Annotated in this window: 15 protein-coding genes and 2 pseudogenes; 14 read left to right on the forward strand and 3 right to left on the reverse strand. The window is 52.7% G+C overall.

Features of this window, described 5'->3' with window-relative positions; all coding sequences use genetic code 11:
• The 5 genes and pseudogenes from FDX11_RS02130 to FDX11_RS02150 form a co-directional block, all read left to right on the forward strand.
• A pseudogene (locus FDX11_RS02130) lies at positions 1-662 on the forward strand (type VI secretion system tip protein VgrG); the annotation flags it as partial.
• 109 nt (positions 663-771) lie between these two features.
• Positions 772-4,902 (forward strand): RHS element core protein, encoded by a 4,131-nt coding sequence (locus FDX11_RS02135; RefSeq protein ID WP_137397405.1) that lies wholly within the window; start codon positions 772-774, stop codon positions 4,900-4,902.
• Entirely contained in the window at positions 4,874-5,230 is a 357-nt protein-coding gene (locus FDX11_RS02140) for a hypothetical protein (RefSeq protein WP_137397406.1), read from the forward strand. The genes FDX11_RS02135 and FDX11_RS02140 overlap by 29 nt, the downstream gene beginning before the upstream one ends.
• A 62-nt stretch (positions 5,231-5,292) precedes the next feature.
• A pseudogene (locus FDX11_RS25705) lies at positions 5,293-5,455 on the forward strand (RHS repeat-associated core domain-containing protein); the annotation flags it as partial.
• A 435-nt stretch (positions 5,456-5,890) separates the two neighbouring features.
• Positions 5,891-6,247, forward strand: a complete 357-nt coding sequence (locus FDX11_RS02150) for an Imm58 family immunity protein (protein ID WP_137397408.1) — start codon at positions 5,891-5,893, stop codon at positions 6,245-6,247.
• A 941-nt stretch (positions 6,248-7,188) separates the two neighbouring features.
• On the opposite strand, the gene FDX11_RS02155 is transcribed toward FDX11_RS02150, so the two are convergent.
• Both FDX11_RS02155 and FDX11_RS02160 read right to left on the reverse strand, forming a co-directional pair.
• Positions 7,189-8,325 carry an HlyD family secretion protein gene (locus tag FDX11_RS02155; RefSeq protein ID WP_137397409.1) on the reverse strand — a complete coding sequence of 379 codons (1,137 nt, stop codon included), beginning with the start codon at positions 8,323-8,325 and terminating at the stop codon, positions 7,189-7,191.
• 2 nt (positions 8,326-8,327) lie between these two features.
• Positions 8,328-8,690: a DUF3302 domain-containing protein gene (locus tag FDX11_RS02160; RefSeq protein WP_069323722.1), complete on the reverse strand. Its 363-nt coding sequence runs from the start codon at positions 8,688-8,690 to the stop codon at positions 8,328-8,330.
• A gap of 530 nt (positions 8,691-9,220) precedes the next feature.
• Between FDX11_RS02160 and mtlA the strand changes: the two genes are divergently transcribed.
• The 3 genes from mtlA (at position 9,221) to mtlR (ending at position 13,093) form a co-directional block, all read left to right on the forward strand.
• Positions 9,221-11,137, forward strand: coding sequence for a PTS mannitol transporter subunit IICBA (gene mtlA / locus FDX11_RS02170; RefSeq protein ID WP_038635284.1), 1,917 nt, complete (start codon positions 9,221-9,223; stop codon positions 11,135-11,137).
• Between the two features lie 220 nt (positions 11,138-11,357).
• Positions 11,358-12,506: a mannitol-1-phosphate 5-dehydrogenase gene (mtlD, locus tag FDX11_RS02175; RefSeq protein WP_137397410.1), complete on the forward strand. Its 1,149-nt coding sequence runs from the start codon at positions 11,358-11,360 to the stop codon at positions 12,504-12,506.
• Positions 12,503-13,093: a mannitol operon repressor MtlR gene (gene mtlR / locus FDX11_RS02180; RefSeq protein WP_005120486.1), complete on the forward strand. Its 591-nt coding sequence runs from the start codon at positions 12,503-12,505 to the stop codon at positions 13,091-13,093. The genes mtlD and mtlR overlap by 4 nt, the downstream gene beginning before the upstream one ends.
• Before the next feature lie 12 nt (positions 13,094-13,105).
• Here mtlR and FDX11_RS02185 read toward each other — a convergent pair whose 3' ends face one another.
• Positions 13,106-13,312, reverse strand: coding sequence for a hypothetical protein (locus tag FDX11_RS02185; RefSeq protein WP_003827334.1), 207 nt, complete (start codon positions 13,310-13,312; stop codon positions 13,106-13,108).
• A 292-nt stretch (positions 13,313-13,604) separates the two neighbouring features.
• Between FDX11_RS02185 and FDX11_RS02190 the strand changes: the two genes are divergently transcribed.
• The 6 genes from FDX11_RS02190 to trmL all read left to right on the forward strand — a co-directional run bounded on the left by FDX11_RS02190 (position 13,605) and on the right by trmL (position 20,027).
• Positions 13,605-13,967 carry a YibL family ribosome-associated protein gene (locus FDX11_RS02190; protein ID WP_042311608.1) on the forward strand — a complete coding sequence of 121 codons (363 nt, stop codon included), beginning with the start codon at positions 13,605-13,607 and terminating at the stop codon, positions 13,965-13,967.
• 260 nt (positions 13,968-14,227) lie between these two features.
• Positions 14,228-15,883 (forward strand): L-lactate permease, encoded by a 1,656-nt coding sequence (gene lldP / locus FDX11_RS02195; RefSeq protein ID WP_042311606.1) that lies wholly within the window; start codon positions 14,228-14,230, stop codon positions 15,881-15,883.
• On the forward strand, positions 15,880-16,656 hold the full coding sequence (gene lldR / locus FDX11_RS02200) for a transcriptional regulator LldR (RefSeq protein ID WP_042311604.1): 777 nt from the start codon (positions 15,880-15,882) through the stop codon (positions 16,654-16,656). The genes lldP and lldR overlap by 4 nt, the downstream gene beginning before the upstream one ends.
• Positions 16,653-17,843, forward strand: a complete 1,191-nt coding sequence (gene lldD, locus FDX11_RS02205) for an FMN-dependent L-lactate dehydrogenase LldD (protein WP_061380913.1) — start codon at positions 16,653-16,655, stop codon at positions 17,841-17,843. The genes lldR and lldD overlap by 4 nt, the downstream gene beginning before the upstream one ends.
• A gap of 323 nt (positions 17,844-18,166) precedes the next feature.
• On the forward strand, positions 18,167-19,507 hold the full coding sequence (locus FDX11_RS02215) for an aromatic acid/H+ symport family MFS transporter (RefSeq protein WP_042311600.1): 1,341 nt from the start codon (positions 18,167-18,169) through the stop codon (positions 19,505-19,507).
• Between the two features lie 46 nt (positions 19,508-19,553).
• Complete coding sequence (gene trmL, locus FDX11_RS02220; protein ID WP_003827329.1) at positions 19,554-20,027, forward strand: tRNA (uridine(34)/cytosine(34)/5-carboxymethylaminomethyluridine(34)-2'-O)-methyltransferase TrmL; 474 nt, start codon at positions 19,554-19,556, stop codon at positions 20,025-20,027.
• The last annotated feature ends 89 nt before the right edge of the window (positions 20,028-20,116 follow it).

Consider the following 20,116-nt stretch of genomic DNA (forward strand, 5'->3'; position numbering starts at 1 on the left):
AAACCTACAAAGGCGGTGGATTTAACGAGCTGCGTTTTGAGGATGCGACGGGCCAGGAGCAGGTTTATATCCATGCGCAGAAGAACATGGATACGGAAGTGCTGAACAACCGTACCACTGATGTCACCGCCAACCATCGTGAGACCATCGGCGGCAACCAGGTTATCACCGTAAAGCAGAATCAGGTACAGACGGTGGTGCAGAACCAGCAGGAAACGGTGGGGCAAAACCAGAGTATTACCGTCGGCCTGAACCAGGCCGAAACGGTGGGTATGGCGCGGGCGTTGACGGTAGGTGTCGCGTACCAGACTACCGTGGGAGGCGTAATGAACACCTCGGTGGCGATGATGCAGTCTTCACAGGTCGGGATTCAGAAATCGCTGCTGGTCGGGAAGGGTTATGACGTCAGCATCGGAGAGAATGTCACCTTCACTGTGGGTAAAAGCAAAACCGAGAGCACCGGCAAAGTGGCTGTGTACTCCGCAGGAGAACATCTGGAACTGCGCTGTGGACAGGCGCGACTGGTACTGACGCAGGACGGCAAAATCTTCCTGAACGGTACGGCGATTAACCTCCAGGGTATGCAGACGCTCAGCGGCGACGCGCTGATGATTAACTGGAACTGCGGCGCAGCAGAAGACCCGCCGAAAGCACCGAAATAAATTAGCGAACTTGCCGCCGGATATCTGGCAGTGCTGAGTCAGTGAAAACCCGGTTACCTGCTGTGTAACGCAATAAAAATTAAACCCGGAAATTCAGAAGGATTTGGCTATGAGCGGAAAACCCGCCGCCCGGATGGGCGACATGACTGCAATCGGGGGGCCGATTGTTCAGGGATCTCCGGGCGTAATGATTGGCGCACCGACCGGCGTGGCCTGTTCGGTCTGCCCGGGCGGCATGACCTCCGGAAATCCGGTTAACCCGTTACTGGGTGCCAAGGTACAGCCCGGTGAAACCGATTTTTCCCTGCCCGGCCCGCTGCCATTTGTACTTTCAAGAACTTACAGCAGCTACCGGACGAAAACGCCCGCGCCCGTGGGCATTTTGGGTCCCGGCTGGAAAGCGCCCTTTGCTATTCGCTTACAGATACGTGATGACGAACTGATACTTAACGACAACGGCGGCAGAAGCATTCATTTCAACCCGCTGTTTCCCGGTGAATCCGCCTTCAGCCGCAGCGAATCGCTCTGGCTGGTGCGGGGTGGTGTGCCAGCGCTGCATGACAGTAACCCGCTGCACACACTCTGGCAGTCGTTGCCGGAAGACATCCGCACCAGTCCACACGTGTATCTGGCGACCAACAGTGTTCAGGGTCCGTGGTGGATTCTGGGCTGGTCTGAGCGCACTCCCACCCCGGAAGAGGCACTACCCGCGCCACTACCGCCATACCGGGTACTGACCGGGCTTGCCGACAGTTTTGGGCGCGCCCAGAACTTCCATCGTGCGACATCCGGTGAATTCAGCGGGGAAATCACCGCCGTGACGGATGGCGCAGGACGCCGCTTCCGGCTGGTGCTGACCACGCAGGCGCAGCGGGCGGACCAGCACCGAAAACAGTCAGTCGCCAACGGTGCAACCCCCCTTCCCTTTCCGGACGTCCTGCCCTCCACAGCCTACGGTGCAGACCACGGCCTCCGTCTGACGGAAGTGTGGCTGACGCACGACCCGGAATACCCGGACAACCTGCCTGCCGCCCCGCTGGCGCGTTATGACTATTCCCCGCGTGGGGAGCTGAAAACGGTATATGATCGCAGCGGCACAGCAGTACGCGGGTTTACGTATGACCCGTCGCATCCGGGGCAAATGGTGGCACACCGCTATGCGGGCAGGCCGGAGATACAGTACCGCTATGATGCGTCCGGGCGGGTGACGGAACAGCGAAATCCACAGGGCTTAAGCTATACCTACGCGTATGAACAGAACCGCATCACCCTCACCGACAGCCTCAACCGCCAGGAGGTGTTGCATACAACAGGCGAAGGCGGCCTGAAGCGGGTGGTGAAACAGGAGCGCGCAGACGGCAGCGCCATTCACAGCGAGTACGATCCGGCAGGCAGACTTATCACACAGACCGATGCGGCAGGTCGCAAGACAGAGTATCGCCTGAGTCCTGGCTCCGGTCAGTTGAAAGAAATCATCATGCCGGACGGCAGGCAGACAGAATTTTACTACAACAGCCAGCGCCAGTTAACGGATACCGTGTACCCGGACTGCCTCCAGAGCCAGCAGGAATATGACGCACAGGGCAGGCTCACCACCGACATCCGACGCGACGGCAGCACTACCCGCTATTTTTATGATAGCCCACACAGTGCATTGCCAGCAGCCACTGAAGACGCCACCGGCAGCAGGAAACAGATGACATGGAGCCGTTACGGGCAGTTGCTCACCTTCACCGACTGTTCAGGCTACGAAACCCGTTATGAATATAACCGTTTCGGACAGATAACGGCGGTTCACCACGAGGAAGGGCTGAGCGTTTATTCTGCTTACGATGACCGGGGCAGACTCATCAGCCGGAAGGATGCACAAGGCCGGGAAACGCGCTATGAATACAGCCTGGCGGGCGACCTGACGGCAGTCATCTCTCCTGACGGCAGCCGCAGCGAAACGCAGTATGACACATCCGGCAGACCGGTCGGCATAACCGAAGGCGGCCTGACGCGGCAGATAACATACGATGCTGCCGGACGCGTCACCTCGCTGATTAACGAGAACCGCGCCACCACGACGTTTGCTTATGATGTGATGGACAGGCTGACGCAGGAATCGGGGTTTGACGGCAGAACGCAGCGTTATGGCTACAGCCTCAGCGGGCAGCTTATCCGCAGCGAAGACGAAAGCCTGGTCACGCTCTGGCATTACGATGAAGCCGACCGCCTGACGCACCGCACGGTGAACGGCGAACCGGCGGAACAGTGGCAGTACGACGAGCGCGGCTGGCTGACGGAAATCAGCCATCTCAGCGACGGTCACCGCGTCGCCGTGCACTACGGCTATGATGATAAAGGCCGGATGAGCCGCGAGCGGCAGACCGTCCACGCCCCGCAGACGAATGAACTGCTGTGGGAGCACCTCACACAGCACGATTATCCGAACGGACTGGCGAATAAAACCACGCCCGACCACCTTCCCCCGGTGGAGTGGCTGACTTACGGCAGCGGTTATCTGGCGGGGATGAAGCTCGGCGACACACCGCTTATCGACTTCACCCGCGACCGCCTGCACCGGGAGACGCTGCGCAGCTTCGGGACATATGAACGTGCCAGCGCATACAACGCTGGCGGGCAGTTGCAGCGCCACACGCTGAATATGACGGAGCTGAACCGGGAATACACATATAACGACGGCGGACAGCTTGTCCGTATCAGCGGGCCACTGCAACAACGACAGTATCAGTATGACGACGCGGGCCGACTGAGCCAGGTACAGCTTACCCCCGGCGGGGCAACCACAGAGTACTTCACCGACCCGGCGGGTAACCGGATTGCAGACCGGCAACAGAACCCGGCGCTGCCTGCCCGATTCCCGGATAACCGTATCAGCGAGGATGTGCGCGGGTTTTACCACCATGACGAACACGGCAGGCTGACAGAAAAAGACGAGCGCCGCATCCGCGACGGCGGCAGCCACAGCCACCATTATCACTACGATAACCGGCACCGGCTGGCGCATTACGTCCGTGCGCAGCAGGGACAGCCACTGCTGGAAAGCCGTTACCTGTACGACCCGCTGGGCCGCCGCGTCGGTAAACGGATATGGAAAAGCCAGACTGAACGGGAAAGCCTCACCGGGAAGGACTCTCTCTGGCTGAACCCCACCCCGGAGGTGACGTGGTACGGCTGGGACGGCGACAGGCTGACAACCACGCAGACGAACCACAGCCGTATCCAGACGATTTACACGCCGGACAGCTTTACGCCGTTAATCCGTATTGAAACGGACATGGCTGAGCTGGCAAAAGCAGCGCACCGCACGCTGGCGGAAAAGCTCCAGCAGGATGCGGGAATGACGTTTGTGCCGGAACTGGTGGCGATGCTGGACGGGCTGGAAGCCGAACTGCGGCGTGGCGAAATCAGCACAGCGAATCAGCAGTGGCTGGCGCAGTGCGGGTTAACACCGGAGCAGATGAAAAACCAGATGGAGCCGGAATACACGCCGCTGCGTAAAATCCACCTGTACCACTGCGAACACCGGGGACTGCCGCTGGCGCTGATAAACAGCGACGGAAAAATCGACTGGTCAGCAGAATATGATGCATGGGGTAATATGCTCAGTGAGAATAACCCGCACAATCTGAAACAGCTCATTCGCCTGCCGGGACAGCAGTATGATGAGGAGACGGGGCTGTACTATAATCGTCATCGTTACTATGATCCGTTATTAGGGAGGTATATCACCCAGGATCCGATAGGGTTGGAAGGTGGGTGGAATCTGTACCAGTATCCTTTAAATCCGATACAGGGGATTGATCCCTTGGGGTTGGATGCGATACAAATTAACTACGATTATTACCCAGTTAATACCGGAATGGGGTTCAATTTGCCTCTCGGTCATGGTGCGGTTGTTACTGTTGATCCTAAAACAGGAAAAACTCAGTATTATGAATTTGGTCGCTACACAGACAAAGAGTGCGGGAATGTAAGACGGAGGCCTGTTCCAGACTTAAGCATGGGTAAAGATGGGCAACCAACCAAAGAGTCGCTAGATGCACTGTATAAATTCACCTCGGAAAAATATGGACATGATTCGACCGTAACGCCAACTTATTACTCTGATACAAATTACAACAACGCGAATAAATACGCCGAAGATTTTAGTAAAAAACATGACTGTTATAGCCTGATAGGGAATAATTGCAAGACATTTGCACATGATGCTGCAACAGCGGGTGAAAAATAATTTCGTAGGGGACTATGTGATGGAGAAAATAATTAGACTTGCGCTGTTGTGCTCGATCTTGATAAATGCTGTTTTGCTTTATAGAGTATTTGATTTGGGAGTGATGACAACTTACGGGATGGATGAAATTCATTACCGGAATCAGCAGGCCTCCGATCTGAAAAAATTACTACCCTTATTACTGAAGTCAACCTCACAGGAGCAGGTATTACTTGCGGCAAAGCAAGCAGACCTAGAGGTGATCAAGAAATCTGGCGAGGGTACTTATGTTGGTACTGTACTTTTCACTTACTCCGGCGGCAAAGTAATAGCTGTTGATTTACAATGATACACCGTGGGCTGCAGCTGACACTGATTAATCCTGACAACAGCATTACATGGAGCGAGGAATATGACGATGAGTGCGACCTGTACTACAATCGGTATCGTTACTATGACTCGCAGCAGGGACGATATATCACGCAGGACCCGATAGGGCTGAAAGGGGGGTTAAATCCTTATACTTATCCGCTTAATCCGGTGCAGTTTGTTGATCCGCTGGGACTTGCCGTATGTAAAGTTTTATTCCCCGACTACCCTATTGAATATTCACCAGGAAAGACCAGCACATGGTTAAGTGGACATGGAGGGATTCTGGATTATGATAATAAAGGAGTGACTGGTTATTATGAATATGGTAGATATGCGCCATCGACTAAAGGAGTTACAGGTGTAAAATTACCAACAGATGATGGAAATGTTCGAAAAATTAGCATACCTAATTTAACCATGGGAAATGACGGAAATCCTACAGATGAGTCCTGGAATAAATTAAAAGAATCTCTGTCTTCTGTAGTAGGACATAATAATCGTGTAGAGTTGACTTGTGATAAGAATGCTGATCAGCAAGCTACCTATGATTACATTAACAAAATAGCTAGCAACAAGGACAGAGATAAATATAGCTGGAATCCATTTTCGTCTAATCATTGCAGAACCTTTTCCGAAAATGCATTTAAGGAAGGTAAATAATGAGGACGTCAACAATAATACTTTCAATGCTATTAATATTAACTTCTTTTTTATGCTTTTTTTTGCATATTTGTGGATAGATCGGACAATTACGCTTGCATATGTCAATGCAAGTTTAGATTCAGAGATGAGAGCCAGAACTATTATTACAAACATTATTGAACGTGAATGGTATGGGAAATACGAAGGTGATATATATCGAAAACTGATGATTGAAGTTGAGAAACATCCTGAGGATATAATTATCCTGAAAAAAAATGATGACGGAAAAGGGATAGAATTTGATAGTTTTCACTTTCAGTTTGATAATGGGAAGTTAATAAATATAGAGTAATCAGTCTGAATACCGAAGACGGTAGATATGATGCCTCAAACGCACACTTGTATGTTTATAGAGTTGCAGCGGGAAAAAAAAGGAAAAAGATGATCTATTTCAAGCTTCTTTGGCCGTTTTTTAAGCAATTTATGTTTAATTCACTGTACCTATATATTGAAATAATGGATTTTTTCCTTAAGGTCCAATCTATGAACAGATCTACATTGTATACCAGGAGCTTTTTGTCACTGGAAGGATTGCAGTGATCCTCTACAGAATTTCGCACATCAGCCACGGACATCAAATCAGCGTGCATTATCAATACAACCGGGCCGGTGAGGTGATAGCAGAGCAACAGCGGATTCTGAACCCGGAGGGGGCGCTGTTATGGCAGCATGAGACGTTACAGGCATACAGCGAGCAGGGACAGGCAAACCGGTTTAAGCCGGATAATCTGCCGCCGGTAATACACTTATATCGACGGCAGACAGCTTGTCCGTATCAGCGAGCCACTGTAACAGAGATAGTATCAGTATGGTGGAACCATCATGTGGCGTACGGAGTATGACGAATGAGGGACTATCCTGCGAGAGGATAGTCCAAATAATCTGCAATAGTTAATCCGGTTGCCAGGGTAGCTGCGGGATAAAGAGACTGGGCTGTACTCTCCCTGACTGGGTAGAAAGGTTTAAGAAAAAATAAGATGCTGTTTAAACAGACTCTGATAGATAATTTATTAAGCAATCGATACTTCCTCTATGCCTTACGAAAATGATCAGTGTGACTATTGTAAGTCAATAAATATCCGAGGATATGAGTCAGATTGAATGGTGGAGGGAAAAAAAGAATAACCTTAATTAAACATATTCAACATCCAAGGTAAATGAATTGCTATTTACAACACATGAACAATTCACTTAACCTTGGTTAAATTTCTATCCGTGTAATCCAATATCAACTCAATGATCCAAATAAAGGTAATGCATCCAACTGGTCATGCGCAGCAGCACTTTACGCATCACCGACACGTGGGCGAAATGGTCGGAATAGATCGCTACCTGGGCATAGATACCGTCCGGTAGCGCCTCCACATCGGCATTCGGATCCAGTTCAATGGTTGCCAGTACGCCATCGGTCCCCGGCACCACCGTTAAGGACTGTAATGCCCCCTGCGCCTGATAAGAACCTCCCGGCACAACGGGAAGGATACTGGTTAGTTTGCCGCTGAACACCTGGCCTGGCAGCGCGTTGAATACCACTTCTGCCTCATCGCCCGGCTCAAGACGCAGCAGTGAGTTCTGGCGAAATTGCGCCACGATTAGCCGTTTTTGTTCAGGAATAAATACCATAACTGGTCGCAGAGGCAACGCGGCGGCGTAAGTCCCCGGGCGAATAAGCACCTGCGTCACGTAACCGTTGCTGGGCGCACGCACAACGGTCTGCTCAAGATTATATTTGGCTTCGGCAAGCTGGGCGCGCAGGGAGGCGACCTGGGATTGCTCACCGTTGACCATACTGTCTAACTGGCTCTGAATCTGCGTCTGTTCCGCTACTGAGCCTTTCACCAGCGCATCCTGAGCCAGATAGTTCTGGCGGGCGTTGTCGATATCACTTTCGGAAAACGGGTTAACCTTCGCCTGGCTACCCTTCAAATAACGCTGATAATCTTTATACAGACGGTCACGTTCCGCAGACACGCGAGTGGTATTCGCGACCGCTTCCAACAGTTGCGCTTTCAAATTGTCGATATTGTGGGTGGCGGTGACCAGGTCAGCCTGTAGCCGGTCAACTCGCGCCTGATAACGCACAGGATCGAGTTTAAATAACACTTCGCCTTTTTTAATCAGCTGATTATTTTTATCCGTCACCTCACTAACAATTCCTGTGACCTGCGGGGTAACGGGAATTGAAATAACCGCTTTTTGCGCCGTAAAGGTATATGGATGGTTATAGTTCATTAATAAGATGAGTCCCGCCACAATAAACACCCCACCTAATGCTGCGGTGGCAAGCGTCCACTGGTTTACCGGAATACGGAATATTTTAAAGATGGCCCAGGCGAATGCCACATAAGTCAGGACAATTAACAAATCCATGATTAAATCTCCGGAAAGGTGGAGTTATCGATTTTTTTATCCCCATCCAGCTTTTTTTCCAACTGGGCGATGCGCGCTGCCAGCACGGCTATCTCAGGGTCAGGTTCCTTTCCGGTCGGCGTGATGTGCGACTGCATTCCCCACCCCTTTTCGGGCTGGTAGAGCGTGGCCCAAATCCACAGGAACGGCCAAATAACATGTAACGTAAAAAGACTTACCCACCCTGCCGTATGGATAGCGTCGGCATGAGGATGGTTGCGCTTTTTAGCGATGTTATAGGGAATGTCATGGATGGCGATGATTCCGTAAAACAGAACCAGAAAAACGAAGATCAGCACGCCTAACGCGAAATAATTTAGAAACATACCTGCCTCGAATTCACGCTAATTAGAGTTTTTTTATGCCGGCAGCCGTATGCATCCTGGCTGATGCTTTGAACATAACTGCAGTTTGCGGTTTTCGCCATACCATAAAAAAAATATTTTTTCTGGTTTTAAGTTGCTTTATCTGGCAAGAAAAATGTGAGTTCCAGAACCCGTCGCAGATCACATTTGGTTAAACCGAGACAAAAATACTTTGTGAGTCACATCACAAAAATCCAACAAACAGCAAATACAAAAACGTGAAGAAGTTCACATTTAACCGCCAATTTTAGCGATTCCTTGCACTGTGATGTTTTTTTGTACCGTTACTTTGTGATGGATGTCACATTAAATAACGCCATACACCCTACATTTACGTGACAAGCATCACATAAAAGTCCATCGACTGGACAGTTGAACGATTCAGTGCCAGATTTCGCAGTATCTACAGGGTCCGGCTACCTCCTGCCGCTACATTAACAAACCTCGGGCTTTCAGCCTGCGCGATAGCAAACATAAGAAGGGGTGTTTTTATGTCATCCGATATTAAGATCAAGGTGCAAAGCTTTGGTCGATTCCTCAGCAATATGGTGATGCCAAATATCGGCGCGTTTATCGCGTGGGGTATTATCACCGCATTATTTATTCCGACAGGGTGGTTGCCGAACGAAACGCTGGCGAAGCTGGTCGGTCCGATGATCACCTATCTGCTGCCGCTGCTGATCGGTTATACCGGTGGTAAGTTGGTAGGCGGTGAGCGTGGCGGCGTGGTTGGTGCTATCACCACCATGGGCGTTATCGTCGGTGCGGATATGCCGATGTTCCTTGGCTCCATGATCGCAGGCCCGCTGGGCGGCTACTGCATCAAGAAATTCGATAACTGGGTAGACGGTAAGATCAAATCCGGTTTTGAGATGCTGGTGAATAACTTCTCCGCAGGCATCATCGGTATGATCCTCGCCATCCTGGCTTTCCTCGGCATTGGCCCATTGGTTGAAGGTCTGTCCAAAATTCTGGCGGCAGGCGTTAACTTCATGGTTGTCCATGACATGCTGCCGCTGGCGTCTATCTTCGTTGAACCGGCAAAAATCCTGTTCCTCAACAACGCCATCAACCACGGTATTTTCTCACCGCTGGGTATTCAGCAGTCCCATGAGATGGGCAAATCCATCTTCTTCCTGATTGAAGCTAACCCAGGTCCGGGTATGGGCGTCCTGCTGGCGTACATGTTCTTTGGTCGCGGCAGCGCTAAGCAGTCTGCGGGCGGCGCGGCTATCATCCACTTCCTGGGCGGTATCCACGAAATTTACTTCCCGTACGTGCTGATGAACCCACGTCTGATCCTGGCCGTTATCCTTGGCGGTATGACTGGCGTATTCACCCTGACCATCCTGAACGGCGGTCTGGTTTCTCCGGCTTCTCCTGGCTCGATTCTGGCCGTACTGGCGATGACGCCAAAAGGCGCTTACTTCGCCAACATCGCTGCTATCTGTGCCGCCATGGCGGTCTCCTTTGTGGTCTCAGCCATTCTGCTGAAAACCAGCAAAGTGAAAGAAGAAGACGATATTGATGCGGCGACCCGTCGTATGCAGGACATGAAAGCGGAATCTAAAGGCGCATCTCCGCTGGCGGCTGGCGACGTAACCAACGACCTGAGCCATGTACGTAAAATCATCGTGGCTTGCGATGCCGGTATGGGTTCCAGCGCCATGGGCGCAGGCGTATTGCGTAAGAAAGTGCAGGATGCGGGTCTGTCTCAGATTTCCGTCACCAACAGCGCGATTAACAATCTGCCGCCGGATGTGGATCTGGTCATTACCCACCGTGACCTGACCGAACGTGCGATGCGTCAGGTGCCTCAGGCACAGCACATCTCGCTGACTAACTTCCTCGACAGCGGTCTGTATACCAGCCTGACCGAACGTCTGGTCGCTGCACAGCGCCACAACGTGAACGAAGAGAAAGTCCGCGATCATCTGAAAGACAGCTTTGATGAGGGTGATACCCACCTGTTCAAACTGGGTGCGGAAAATATCTTCCTTGGCCGGAAAGCCTCTAACAAAGAAGAAGCGATTCGCTTTGCCGGTGAACAACTGGTGAAAGGCGGCTATGTTGAGCCGGAATACGTCGATGCCATGCTGGACCGCGAAAAACTGACGCCGACTTACCTCGGTGAATCCATCGCAGTACCGCACGGTACGGTAGAAGCCAAAGATCGCGTGCTGAAAACCGGCGTGGTGTTCTGCCAGTACCCGGAAGGCGTACGCTTCGGTGAAGAAGAAGACGATATTGCCCGTCTGGTCATTGGTATCGCCGCACGTAACAATGAGCACATCCAGGTCATCACCAGCCTGACCAACGCGCTGGATGATGAATCCGTGATCGAACGTCTGGCCCATACCACCAGCGTGGATGAAGTTCTGGAACTGCTGGCAGGTAAAAAAGCTTAACAGTTAAGTATCCCCAAAATAGTTCGAGCTGCAGGAAGGCGGCAACACAGTGAATCCCCAGGAGCGTACATAAGTACGTGACTGGGGTGAGCGAGGAGAGCCAACGCATCTGCAGTTCGAAATATGAAGGCGATATCCTCTCCCTTGTGGAGAGGGTTAGGTTGAGGGAAAAGCCTCACCCCAGCCCTCTTGGGTAAAAACATTAATGAAGGTTAATACTATGAAAGCATTACATTTTGGCGCAGGTAATATCGGTCGTGGCTTTATCGGCAAACTGCTGGCGGACGCGGGGATACAGCTGACGTTTGCGGATGTAAACCAGGTCGTGCTCGATGCCCTGAATGCCCGTCATAGCTATCAGGTTCATGTTGTAGGTGAAAACGAGCAGGTTGATACCGTTTCCGGCGTCAACGCCGTCAGCAGCATCGGCGATGATGTCGTCGACCTGATTGCCCACGTTGATTTAATCACCACTGCCGTGGGTCCGGTTGTGCTTGAGCGTATCGCTCCGGCCATCGCTAAAGGGCTGGTAAAACGCAAAGCGCAGGGCATCTCTACCCCGTTGAATATCATTGCCTGTGAAAACATGGTGCGCGGAACCACACAGCTGAAAGGCCACGTCATGAACGCGCTGGCAGATGAAGACAAAGGCTGGGTTGAAGAACATGTTGGCTTTGTCGATTCCGCCGTGGATCGCATCGTGCCGCCATCTGCTTCTGCGACCAACGATCCGCTGGAAGTTACCGTTGAAACATTCAGCGAGTGGATTGTCGACCAAACGCAGTTCAAAGGCGAGCTGCCAAACATCCCGGGAATGGAATTAACTGATAACCTGATGGCATTTGTCGAACGTAAACTCTTCACGCTGAACACCGGGCATGCTATAACCGCGTACCTCGGAAAATTGACCGGTCATCAGACCATCCGTGACGCGATTCTCGACGAGAAAATCCGCGCAGTGGTCAAAGGTGCGATGGAAGAGAGCGGCGCGGTACTGATCAAACGCTATGGCTTTGATGCAGCTAAACATGCAGCATACATTCAGAAAATCCTCGGTCGTTTTGAAAACCCGTATCTGAAAGATGATGTTGAGCGCGTAGGACGTCAGCCGCTGCGTAAACTGAGCGCAGGCGACCGTCTGATTAAACCGCTGCTGGGCACGCTGGAGTATGGTCTGCCGCACGTTAATCTGGTTAGCGGTATTGCTGCTGCAATGCACTATCGCAGTGAAGAAGATCCGCAGGCACAGGAACTGGCCGCGCTGATTGACGAAAAAGGTCCACAGGCCGCGCTGGCGCAGGTATCCGGTCTGGATGCCAACAGTGATGTGGTGGCGGAGGCGGTTAACGCATATAACGCAACCAAATGATAGAGAATGTGGCGCAGGTCAGCCTGCGCCCGAATGACAGATTGTCAGATATGCAGGCAATAATGGAACAAACGCAGGCCTTTGAAAATCGTGTGCTTGAGCGTCTGAATGCTGGCAAAACCGTACGCAGCTTCCTCATCACCGCCGTAGAACTGCTCACTGAGGCGGTGAATATCCTTGTGCTTCAGGTATTTCGCAAAGATGACTATGCGGTGAAATATGCCGTAGAACCATTGCTCGACGGCGACGGGCCATTAGGCGATCTTTCGGTTCGTTTGAAGCTAATCTATGGTCTGGGCGTACTCAGTCGCCCGGAGTATGAAGATGCGGAGCTTCTGATGGCGCTGCGGGAAGAGCTGAATCACGACGGCAATGAATATGCGTTTACCGACGACGAGATTCTCGGGCCGTTTGGCGAGCTTCACTGCGTGACGGCACTCCCGCCGCCGCCACAGTTTGATACCTCAGACTCAGGTTTGCACGCCATGCAGATCCAGCGCTACCAGCAAATGGTACGCTCCACGATGGTACTTTCCCTGACCGAGCTGATTTCTAAAATCAGCTTAAAAAAAGCCTTTCAAAAATAAGTCCATGCAGGCTTATTTCTCTTCCTGCTGCGGTCGATACAGCTGTCGATAGTACGCCAGACGTTGCAGATACAGCTGCGCATTCTCCTGCGGTATTTCAGAAGGGACAACGTTGCGCGGCGGTGTTTTATTCAGATACTCGCGAAAAGCCTGGCTTGAGGCCATGAAATCAACAGTCTTATCAATAAGAACCGAAACATTCTCACCTATTTTCGCCATAATCTTCCCTCCTCCATGTATTAACCACGCTTAGCCTGCGCGGTTGATCATTTAAGTTTAGGATCGGTTGGGCGATTATATTGAGGAAAACGTGCTTCGCTATCAACCCGCCAACAGAAAGCGCCATGGCCGATCTTATTGCTTAAAATTCCTTATCAATCAAAAGAGTAATATTATCATTAGCTGATTAATACTTGCGGCATTTGATTATTTATCTTCGATTTGTTGTGAAGAATCCCGCTCTGCGCGCATACTATAGGATATACATTCTATTTTTATCAGAAGCTATCCTATGAAAGAAGTCGAAAAAAACGAAATTAAACGCCTGAGCGATCGTCTGGACGCTATCCGCCACCAGCAGGCTGACCTGTCGCTGGTTGAAGCAGCAGACAAATATGCCGAGCTGGAAAAAGAGAAAGAAACCCTGGAAACCGAGATCGCACGCCTGCGTGAAGTCCACGGCCAGAAGCTGAGCAAAGAAGCGCAAAAGCTAACGAAACTTCCCTTCCGCCGTGCCATTAGCAAAAAAGAACAGGCCGACATGGGTAAGCTGAAGAAAAGCGTGCGTGGCCTGATTGTCGTCCACCCGATGACCGAACTTGGCCGTGAAATGGGCCTGAAAGAGATGACAGGCTTTGCAAAAACCGAGTTCTGATCTCCTGCCGGGCAACATCCGTTTGCCCGGTCTTTCCTGCCCCGCCAATTGGCCCTACCAATTATAACCAGATCCTACCATCACCTCACATTTCATTAAAATTCGCGTACAATACCGTTGCCAATAAATAACATCTGATTAACCATTCATTGTCATTACCCCTACACAACAATATTGGCAGGGCCACTTTTACACATAATGTGACGAAGAGATGAGCAAAGACTCATTTCATTATGTCTGAGGCCCCCAGGAGACCTGCAATGAATCTCTGGCAACAGAACTACGATCCAGCCGGTAACATCTGGCTTTCCAGTCTGATCGCATCGCTCCCAATCCTGTTCTTTTTCTTCGCCCTGATTAAGCTCAAGCTGAAAGGCTATGTTGCGGCGTCATGGACGGTGGTGATCGCTCTGGCTGTCGCCCTACTGTTCTACAAAATGCCGGTCGATCACGCTCTGGCCTCGGTGGTATACGGCTTCTTTTATGGTTTGTGGCCGATTGCCTGGATAATCATCGCAGCAGTATTCGTTTATAAAATCTCGGTAAAAACCGGGCAGTTCGACATCATCCGTTCATCAATACTCTCCATTACCCCAGACCAGCGTCTGCAAATGCTGATCGTCGGTTTCTCCTTTGGAGCATTCCTTGAGGGGGCGGCAGGCTTTGGCGCACCGGTCGCCATTACCGCCGCGCTGCTGGTGGGTCTGGGCTTTAACCCGCTGTACGCGGCCGGGCTGTGCTTGATCGTGAATACCGCGCCAGTCGCCTTTGGCGCGATGGGTATTCCGATTCTGGTGGCTGGTCAGGTTACCGGACTGGACAGCTTCGAGATTGGCCAGATGGTCGGTCGCCAGCTGCCGTTCCTGACGATTATCGTGCTGTTCTGGATTATGGCGATTATGGATGGCTGGCGCGGCGTGAAAGAAACCTGGCCTGCGGTAATGGTCGCTGGCGGCTCGTTTGCTATCGCCCAATACCTCAGCTCGAACTTTATCGGGCCGGAACTGCCGGACATCATCTCTTCGCTGGTCTCACTGGTGTGTCTGACGCTGTTCCTGAAACGCTGGCAGCCGGTACGTATCTTCCGCTTCGGCGATATGGGCGCTTCGCAGGTCGATATGGACCTGTCGCGCACCCGCTACACTGCGGGGCAAATCATCCGCGCCTGGTCCCCGTTCCTGTTCCTGACCGCCACCGTCACGCTGTGGAGCATACCGCCGTTTAAAGCGCTGTTTGCGCCGGGTGGCGCGATGTACCATTGGGTGGTCAATATTCCGGTTCCGTTCCTCGACAAGCTGGTAGCCCGTATGCCACCGGTCGTACACGAAGCCACAGCCTACGCGGCGGTGTACAAATTTGACTGGTTCTCCGCGACCGGTACCGCGATTCTGTTTGCCGCCCTGCTGTCTATCGTCTGGTTGAAGATGAAGCCGTCCGCTGCGCTGCAGACCTTTGGCAACACGCTGAAAGATCTGGCGCTACCGATCTATTCCATCGGGATGGTGCTGGCATTCGCATTTATCTCTAACTACTCCGGGCTTTCATCAACCCTGGCGTTGGCCCTGGCGCACACTGGCAGCGCGTTTACTTTCTTCTCGCCGTTCCTCGGTTGGCTGGGGGTATTCCTGACCGGGTCCGACACCTCATCTAACGCCCTGTTTGCCGCCCTGCAGGCCACCGCGGCTCAGCAAATCGGCGTTTCGGATGTGCTGATGGTGGCGGCAAATACCACCGGCGGCGTGACCGGCAAGATGATCTCTCCACAGTCTATCGCTATCGCCTGTGCGGCAGTGGGATTAGTGGGGAAAGAGTCTGATCTGTTCCGCTTTACCGTGAAACATAGCCTGATTTTCACCTGTATGGTGGGGGTGATTACCACCCTGCAGGCTTATGTCTTAACCTGGATGATTCCATGATTGTGATGCCCAGACGCCTGTCAGACGAGGTCGCATCTCGTGTGCGGGCGCTGATTGAAGAACAACAGCTGGAGGCGGGCATGAAGTTGCCCGCTGAGCGCCAGTTGGCCGTACAGCTCGGCGTGTCGCGCAACTCGCTGCGCGAGGCGTTAGCAAAGCTGGTGAGTGAAGGCGTGTTGATCAGCCGTCGCGGCGGCGGGACGTTTGTTCGCTGGCAGCATGAAGCCTGGTCTGAACAAAACATCGTTCAGCCGCTGAAAACCCTGCTGGCGGACGATCCTGATTACAGCTTCGATATTCTGGAAGCCCGCCACGCCATTGAAGCCAGTACCGCCTGGCACGCAGCCATGCGGGCCACCAGCGCCGACAAAGAGAAGATCAGACTCTGTTTCGAGGCTACGCAAAGCGAAGATCCAGATCTCGCCTCACAGGCGGACGTGCGCTTTCATCTCGCCATTGCGGAAGCCTCGCATAACGTGGTGCTGTTACAGACCATGCGCGGTTTCTTCGACGTATTGCAGTCTTCGGTAAAACAGAGCCGCCAACGTATGTATCTTGTGCCGCCCGTATTTTCACAGCTTACAGAACAACATCAGGCCGTGCTGGACGCCATTGTCGCCGGTGATGCTGATGGCGCGCGTAAGGCCATGATGGCGCACCTCAGCTTTGTCCACACCACGATTAAACAATTTGACGAAGATCAGGCCCGTCAGGCGCGTATAACCCGCCTGCCCGGTGACCCTGGTGAGAATAGCAGGGAGAACAACACATGATTATTTCAGCAGCCAGCGACTATCGCGCCGCAGCCCAACGTATTTTGCCCCCTTTCTTGTTCCACTACATTGACGGCGGCGCGTATGCAGAGCGCACTCTGCGCCGCAACGTCGAAGACCTGTCGGAAGTGGCGCTGCGCCAGCGTGTGCTGAAGAATATGTCCGATCTGAGCCTCGAGACAAAGCTGTTCAACGAAACGCTCTCCATGCCCGTGGCCCTCGCGCCTGTCGGCCTGTGCGGAATGTATGCGCGCCGGGGCGAAGTGCAAGCCGCCGCTGCCGCTGACGCCAAAGGCATTCCGTTTACGCTTTCCACGGTTTCCGTATGTCCAATTGAAGAAGTCGCTCCGACCATCAAGCGTCCGATGTGGTTTCAGTTATATGTTCTGCGCGATCGTGGCTTTATGCGTAACGCCCTGGAACGCGCCAAAGCGGCTGGCTGCTCTACGTTGGTCTTTACCGTCGATATGCCTACGCCTGGCGCACGCTACCGTGACGCCCATTCCGGGATGAGCGGTCCCAACGCCGCGCTGCGCCGTTACTGGCAAGCGGTTACCCATCCGCAGTGGGCATGGGACGTGGGCCTGAACGGTCGCCCACATGACTTAGGTAATATCTCAACCTATCTTGGCAAACCTACCGGCCTTGAGGATTACATTGGCTGGCTGGCGAATAACTTCGATCCGTCGATTTCCTGGAAAGACCTCGAGTGGATCCGTGAATTCTGGGACGGCCCGATGGTGATCAAAGGGATCCTCGATCCGGAAGATGCCCGCGATGCCGTCCGTTTCGGCGCGGATGGTATTGTCGTTTCTAACCACGGTGGCCGCCAGTTAGATGGCGTGCTGTCTTCTGCTCGCGCGCTGCCCGCCATTGCCGATGCGGTGAAAGGCGATATCACCATTCTGGCAGACAGCGGTATCCGTAACGGTCTGGACGTTGTGCGCATGATTGCACTGGGTGCGGATAGCGTGCTGCTGGGGCGTGCTTATCTGTACGCACTTGCAACCCACGGTCAGGCCGGGGTGGCGAACCTGCTGAACCTAATTGAGAAAGAGATGAAAGTGGCGATGACCCTGACCGGTGCGAAATCGATTAACGAAATCAGCCGCGATTCGCTGGTACAGGAGCTGGGTCAGAACCTTCCTGCTGCATTAGCGCCTCTGGCCCAAGGTAGCGCTGCGTAACACTCTCCCCCCGTAAAATCGCGTTTTCTGCATGGTCGGCCTGTTCTCAGTCCGGCCATTTTTTATGCGAAAAAATAACGACCAGTTAACATTTACAACCAATATATTTGACAACTTTTTATCCAACCGCCAAATGTATATACAAGCTAATGCAAGGGCATTTTATACAGATACCCAAATAATTCGAGCTGCAGGAAGGCGGCAACGCAGCGAATCTCAGGAGCGTACATAAGTACGTGACTGGGGTGAGCGAGGAAAGCCAACGCACATGCAGCTTGAAGTATGACGGGTAGATAACAACCATCATAACTGGCGAGGGTGACATGGCTTATTCCGGTAAAGTGAATATCCAGCAGGCGATAGACGATAGTCCTTTTTCACGCTTTCATTGGGTGATTATTGTCCTGGGCTTTCTGGTGTTAGCCATTGACGGCTTCGATACCGCGGCGATGGGTTATATTGCGCCCACGCTCTCTGCCGACTGGGGCATCCAGAAGCAGGATCTCGGGCCTGTTTTAAGCGCCGCATTATTGGGTCTCTCATTTGGCGCATTATTAGCCGGACCGATTTCCGATCGGATGGGCCGTAAGCGCGTTCTGGTCTTTTCCTGTTTGTTCTTTGGTCTCGCCAGTCTCGGCACCGCCTATGCACAGACGCTGAATATGTTGACCTTCTGGCGCTTTCTCACCGGGCTTGGACTCGGCGCGGCAATGCCTAATGCCATTACCCTGGTGTCAGAATTTGCGCCCAAACGCTGCCGTTCGATGGCAATAAACACCATGTATTGCGGCTTTCCGTTAGGGGCTGCGGGCGGTGGCGTCATCTCCTCCTGGCTGATCCCCAACTACGGCTGGCACAGCGTGCTGCTCGCTGGCGCAATCGCCCCGCTGACGCTCACTGTGCTGTTAGTGCTGTTCCTACCGGAGTCGGTTAAGTATTTGGTGCACCGTGGTAAAAGCGTTGCGCAGGTGAAACGTATTGCCCAACGCTTTATGTCGGGCAGTCTGGAACAGGTCACCCAGTTTTATCTGGATGAAGACAAGGTTACGGTCAAAAAAGGCAGCGTGGCGCAATTGTTCAGTATGCCCTGGCTGCCGGGCACGCTGATGCTGTGGCTGACCTACTTTATGGGGCTGGTTATCTATTACGTACTGCTGAGCTGGATGCCAACCCTGATGTTGGGCATGGGCTATCCACTGGCGGAATCGGCCTGGTTAACCTCACTGTTTACCTTCGGCGGTACGGCGGGGATCCTGCTGGCCGGTTGGTTAATGGATCGCTGGGAAGCACATAAAGTGGTGTCACTCGGCTTTATCCTGACGATGCTGTTTGCCCTCGCCCTCGGTTTTGAGCATAACCATATCATCCTGTTCGGCGCCCTGATCTTCCTGATGGGGATTACCATGAACGGTGCGCAGTCCGGGCTACAGACGCTGGCTGCGACGTTCTATCCTACCCACTGCCGCGCGACGGGTATTGCGTGGATGCAGGGAGTGGGCCGATTCGGCGGCGTGGCCGGAACGATGATGAGCGCCCAGCTGCTTTCCCTGCAATGGCAGGCTGATAGTATCTTAATGTTCCTTAGCCTTCCCGCGCTGCTCGCTGCTGCGGCGACAATTTACAAACTGCAACGCTATAAACCGCACGCGCTGACCGTCGCATAGTACCCGCTCTTTCTGCTATTCTGCCCCCCGTTATTAAGGGGGCAGTATGCTTAACATCGTTTTATTCGAACCAGAAATCCCGCCAAATACCGGCAATATTATCCGTCTTTGCGCCAATACCGGCTTTCGTCTGCATATTATTGAGCCGATGGGCTTTACCTGGGACGACAAGCGCCTGCGTCGTGCGGGGCTGGATTATCATGAATTTACCGCCGTGCTGCGCCACCCTGATTACGCCGCCTTCGTCGCCGCAGAAAACCCGCAGCGTCTGTTTGCCCTGACCACCAAAGGTACGCCAGCGCACAGCGCGGTAAGTTATCAGGATGGGGATTATCTTATGTTTGGCCCGGAAACACGCGGTCTGCCAGCCAGTATCCTCGACGCTCTGCCGGCCGAACAAAAAATTCGTATTCCGATGATGCCGGACAGTCGTAGCATGAACCTGTCAAATGCGGTGTCGGTGGTGGTGTATGAGGCCTGGCGCCAGTTGGGATATCCTGGCGCGGTATTGCGTAGTTGATTTGTCGGATGGCGGCTGACGGCTGACGCCTTATCCGACCTACAAATACCACGTAGGCCCAGTAAACGCAGCGCCACCGTGCATGGCTC

Source organism: Citrobacter sp. wls714, from assembly GCF_005281025.1.
GTDB lineage: Bacteria > Pseudomonadota > Gammaproteobacteria > Enterobacterales > Enterobacteriaceae > Citrobacter > Citrobacter werkmanii.

Coding starts and splice junctions, on each gene's coding strand:
- trmL (WP_003827329.1), top strand. CDS start 19,554: ATGCTTAACATCGTTTTATTCGAACCAGAAATCCCGCCAAATACCGGC.
- FDX11_RS02140 (WP_137397406.1), top strand. CDS start 4,874: ATGATGCTGCAACAGCGGGTGAAAAATAATTTCGTAGGGGACTATGTG.
- mtlD (WP_137397410.1), top strand. CDS start 11,358: ATGAAAGCATTACATTTTGGCGCAGGTAATATCGGTCGTGGCTTTATC.
- FDX11_RS02150 (WP_137397408.1), top strand. CDS start 5,891: ATGCATTTAAGGAAGGTAAATAATGAGGACGTCAACAATAATACTTTC.
- mtlA (WP_038635284.1), top strand. CDS start 9,221: ATGTCATCCGATATTAAGATCAAGGTGCAAAGCTTTGGTCGATTCCTC.
- FDX11_RS02190 (WP_042311608.1), top strand. CDS start 13,605: ATGAAAGAAGTCGAAAAAAACGAAATTAAACGCCTGAGCGATCGTCTG.
- FDX11_RS02155 (WP_137397409.1), bottom strand. CDS start 8,325: ATGGATTTGTTAATTGTCCTGACTTATGTGGCATTCGCCTGGGCCATC.
- lldR (WP_042311604.1), top strand. CDS start 15,880: ATGATTGTGATGCCCAGACGCCTGTCAGACGAGGTCGCATCTCGTGTG.
- lldD (WP_061380913.1), top strand. CDS start 16,653: ATGATTATTTCAGCAGCCAGCGACTATCGCGCCGCAGCCCAACGTATT.
- FDX11_RS02160 (WP_069323722.1), bottom strand. CDS start 8,690: ATGTTTCTAAATTATTTCGCGTTAGGCGTGCTGATCTTCGTTTTTCTG.
- FDX11_RS02215 (WP_042311600.1), top strand. CDS start 18,167: ATGGCTTATTCCGGTAAAGTGAATATCCAGCAGGCGATAGACGATAGT.
- mtlR (WP_005120486.1), top strand. CDS start 12,503: ATGATAGAGAATGTGGCGCAGGTCAGCCTGCGCCCGAATGACAGATTG.
- FDX11_RS02135 (WP_137397405.1), top strand. CDS start 772: ATGAGCGGAAAACCCGCCGCCCGGATGGGCGACATGACTGCAATCGGG.
- lldP (WP_042311606.1), top strand. CDS start 14,228: ATGAATCTCTGGCAACAGAACTACGATCCAGCCGGTAACATCTGGCTT.
- FDX11_RS02185 (WP_003827334.1), bottom strand. CDS start 13,312: ATGGCGAAAATAGGTGAGAATGTTTCGGTTCTTATTGATAAGACTGTT.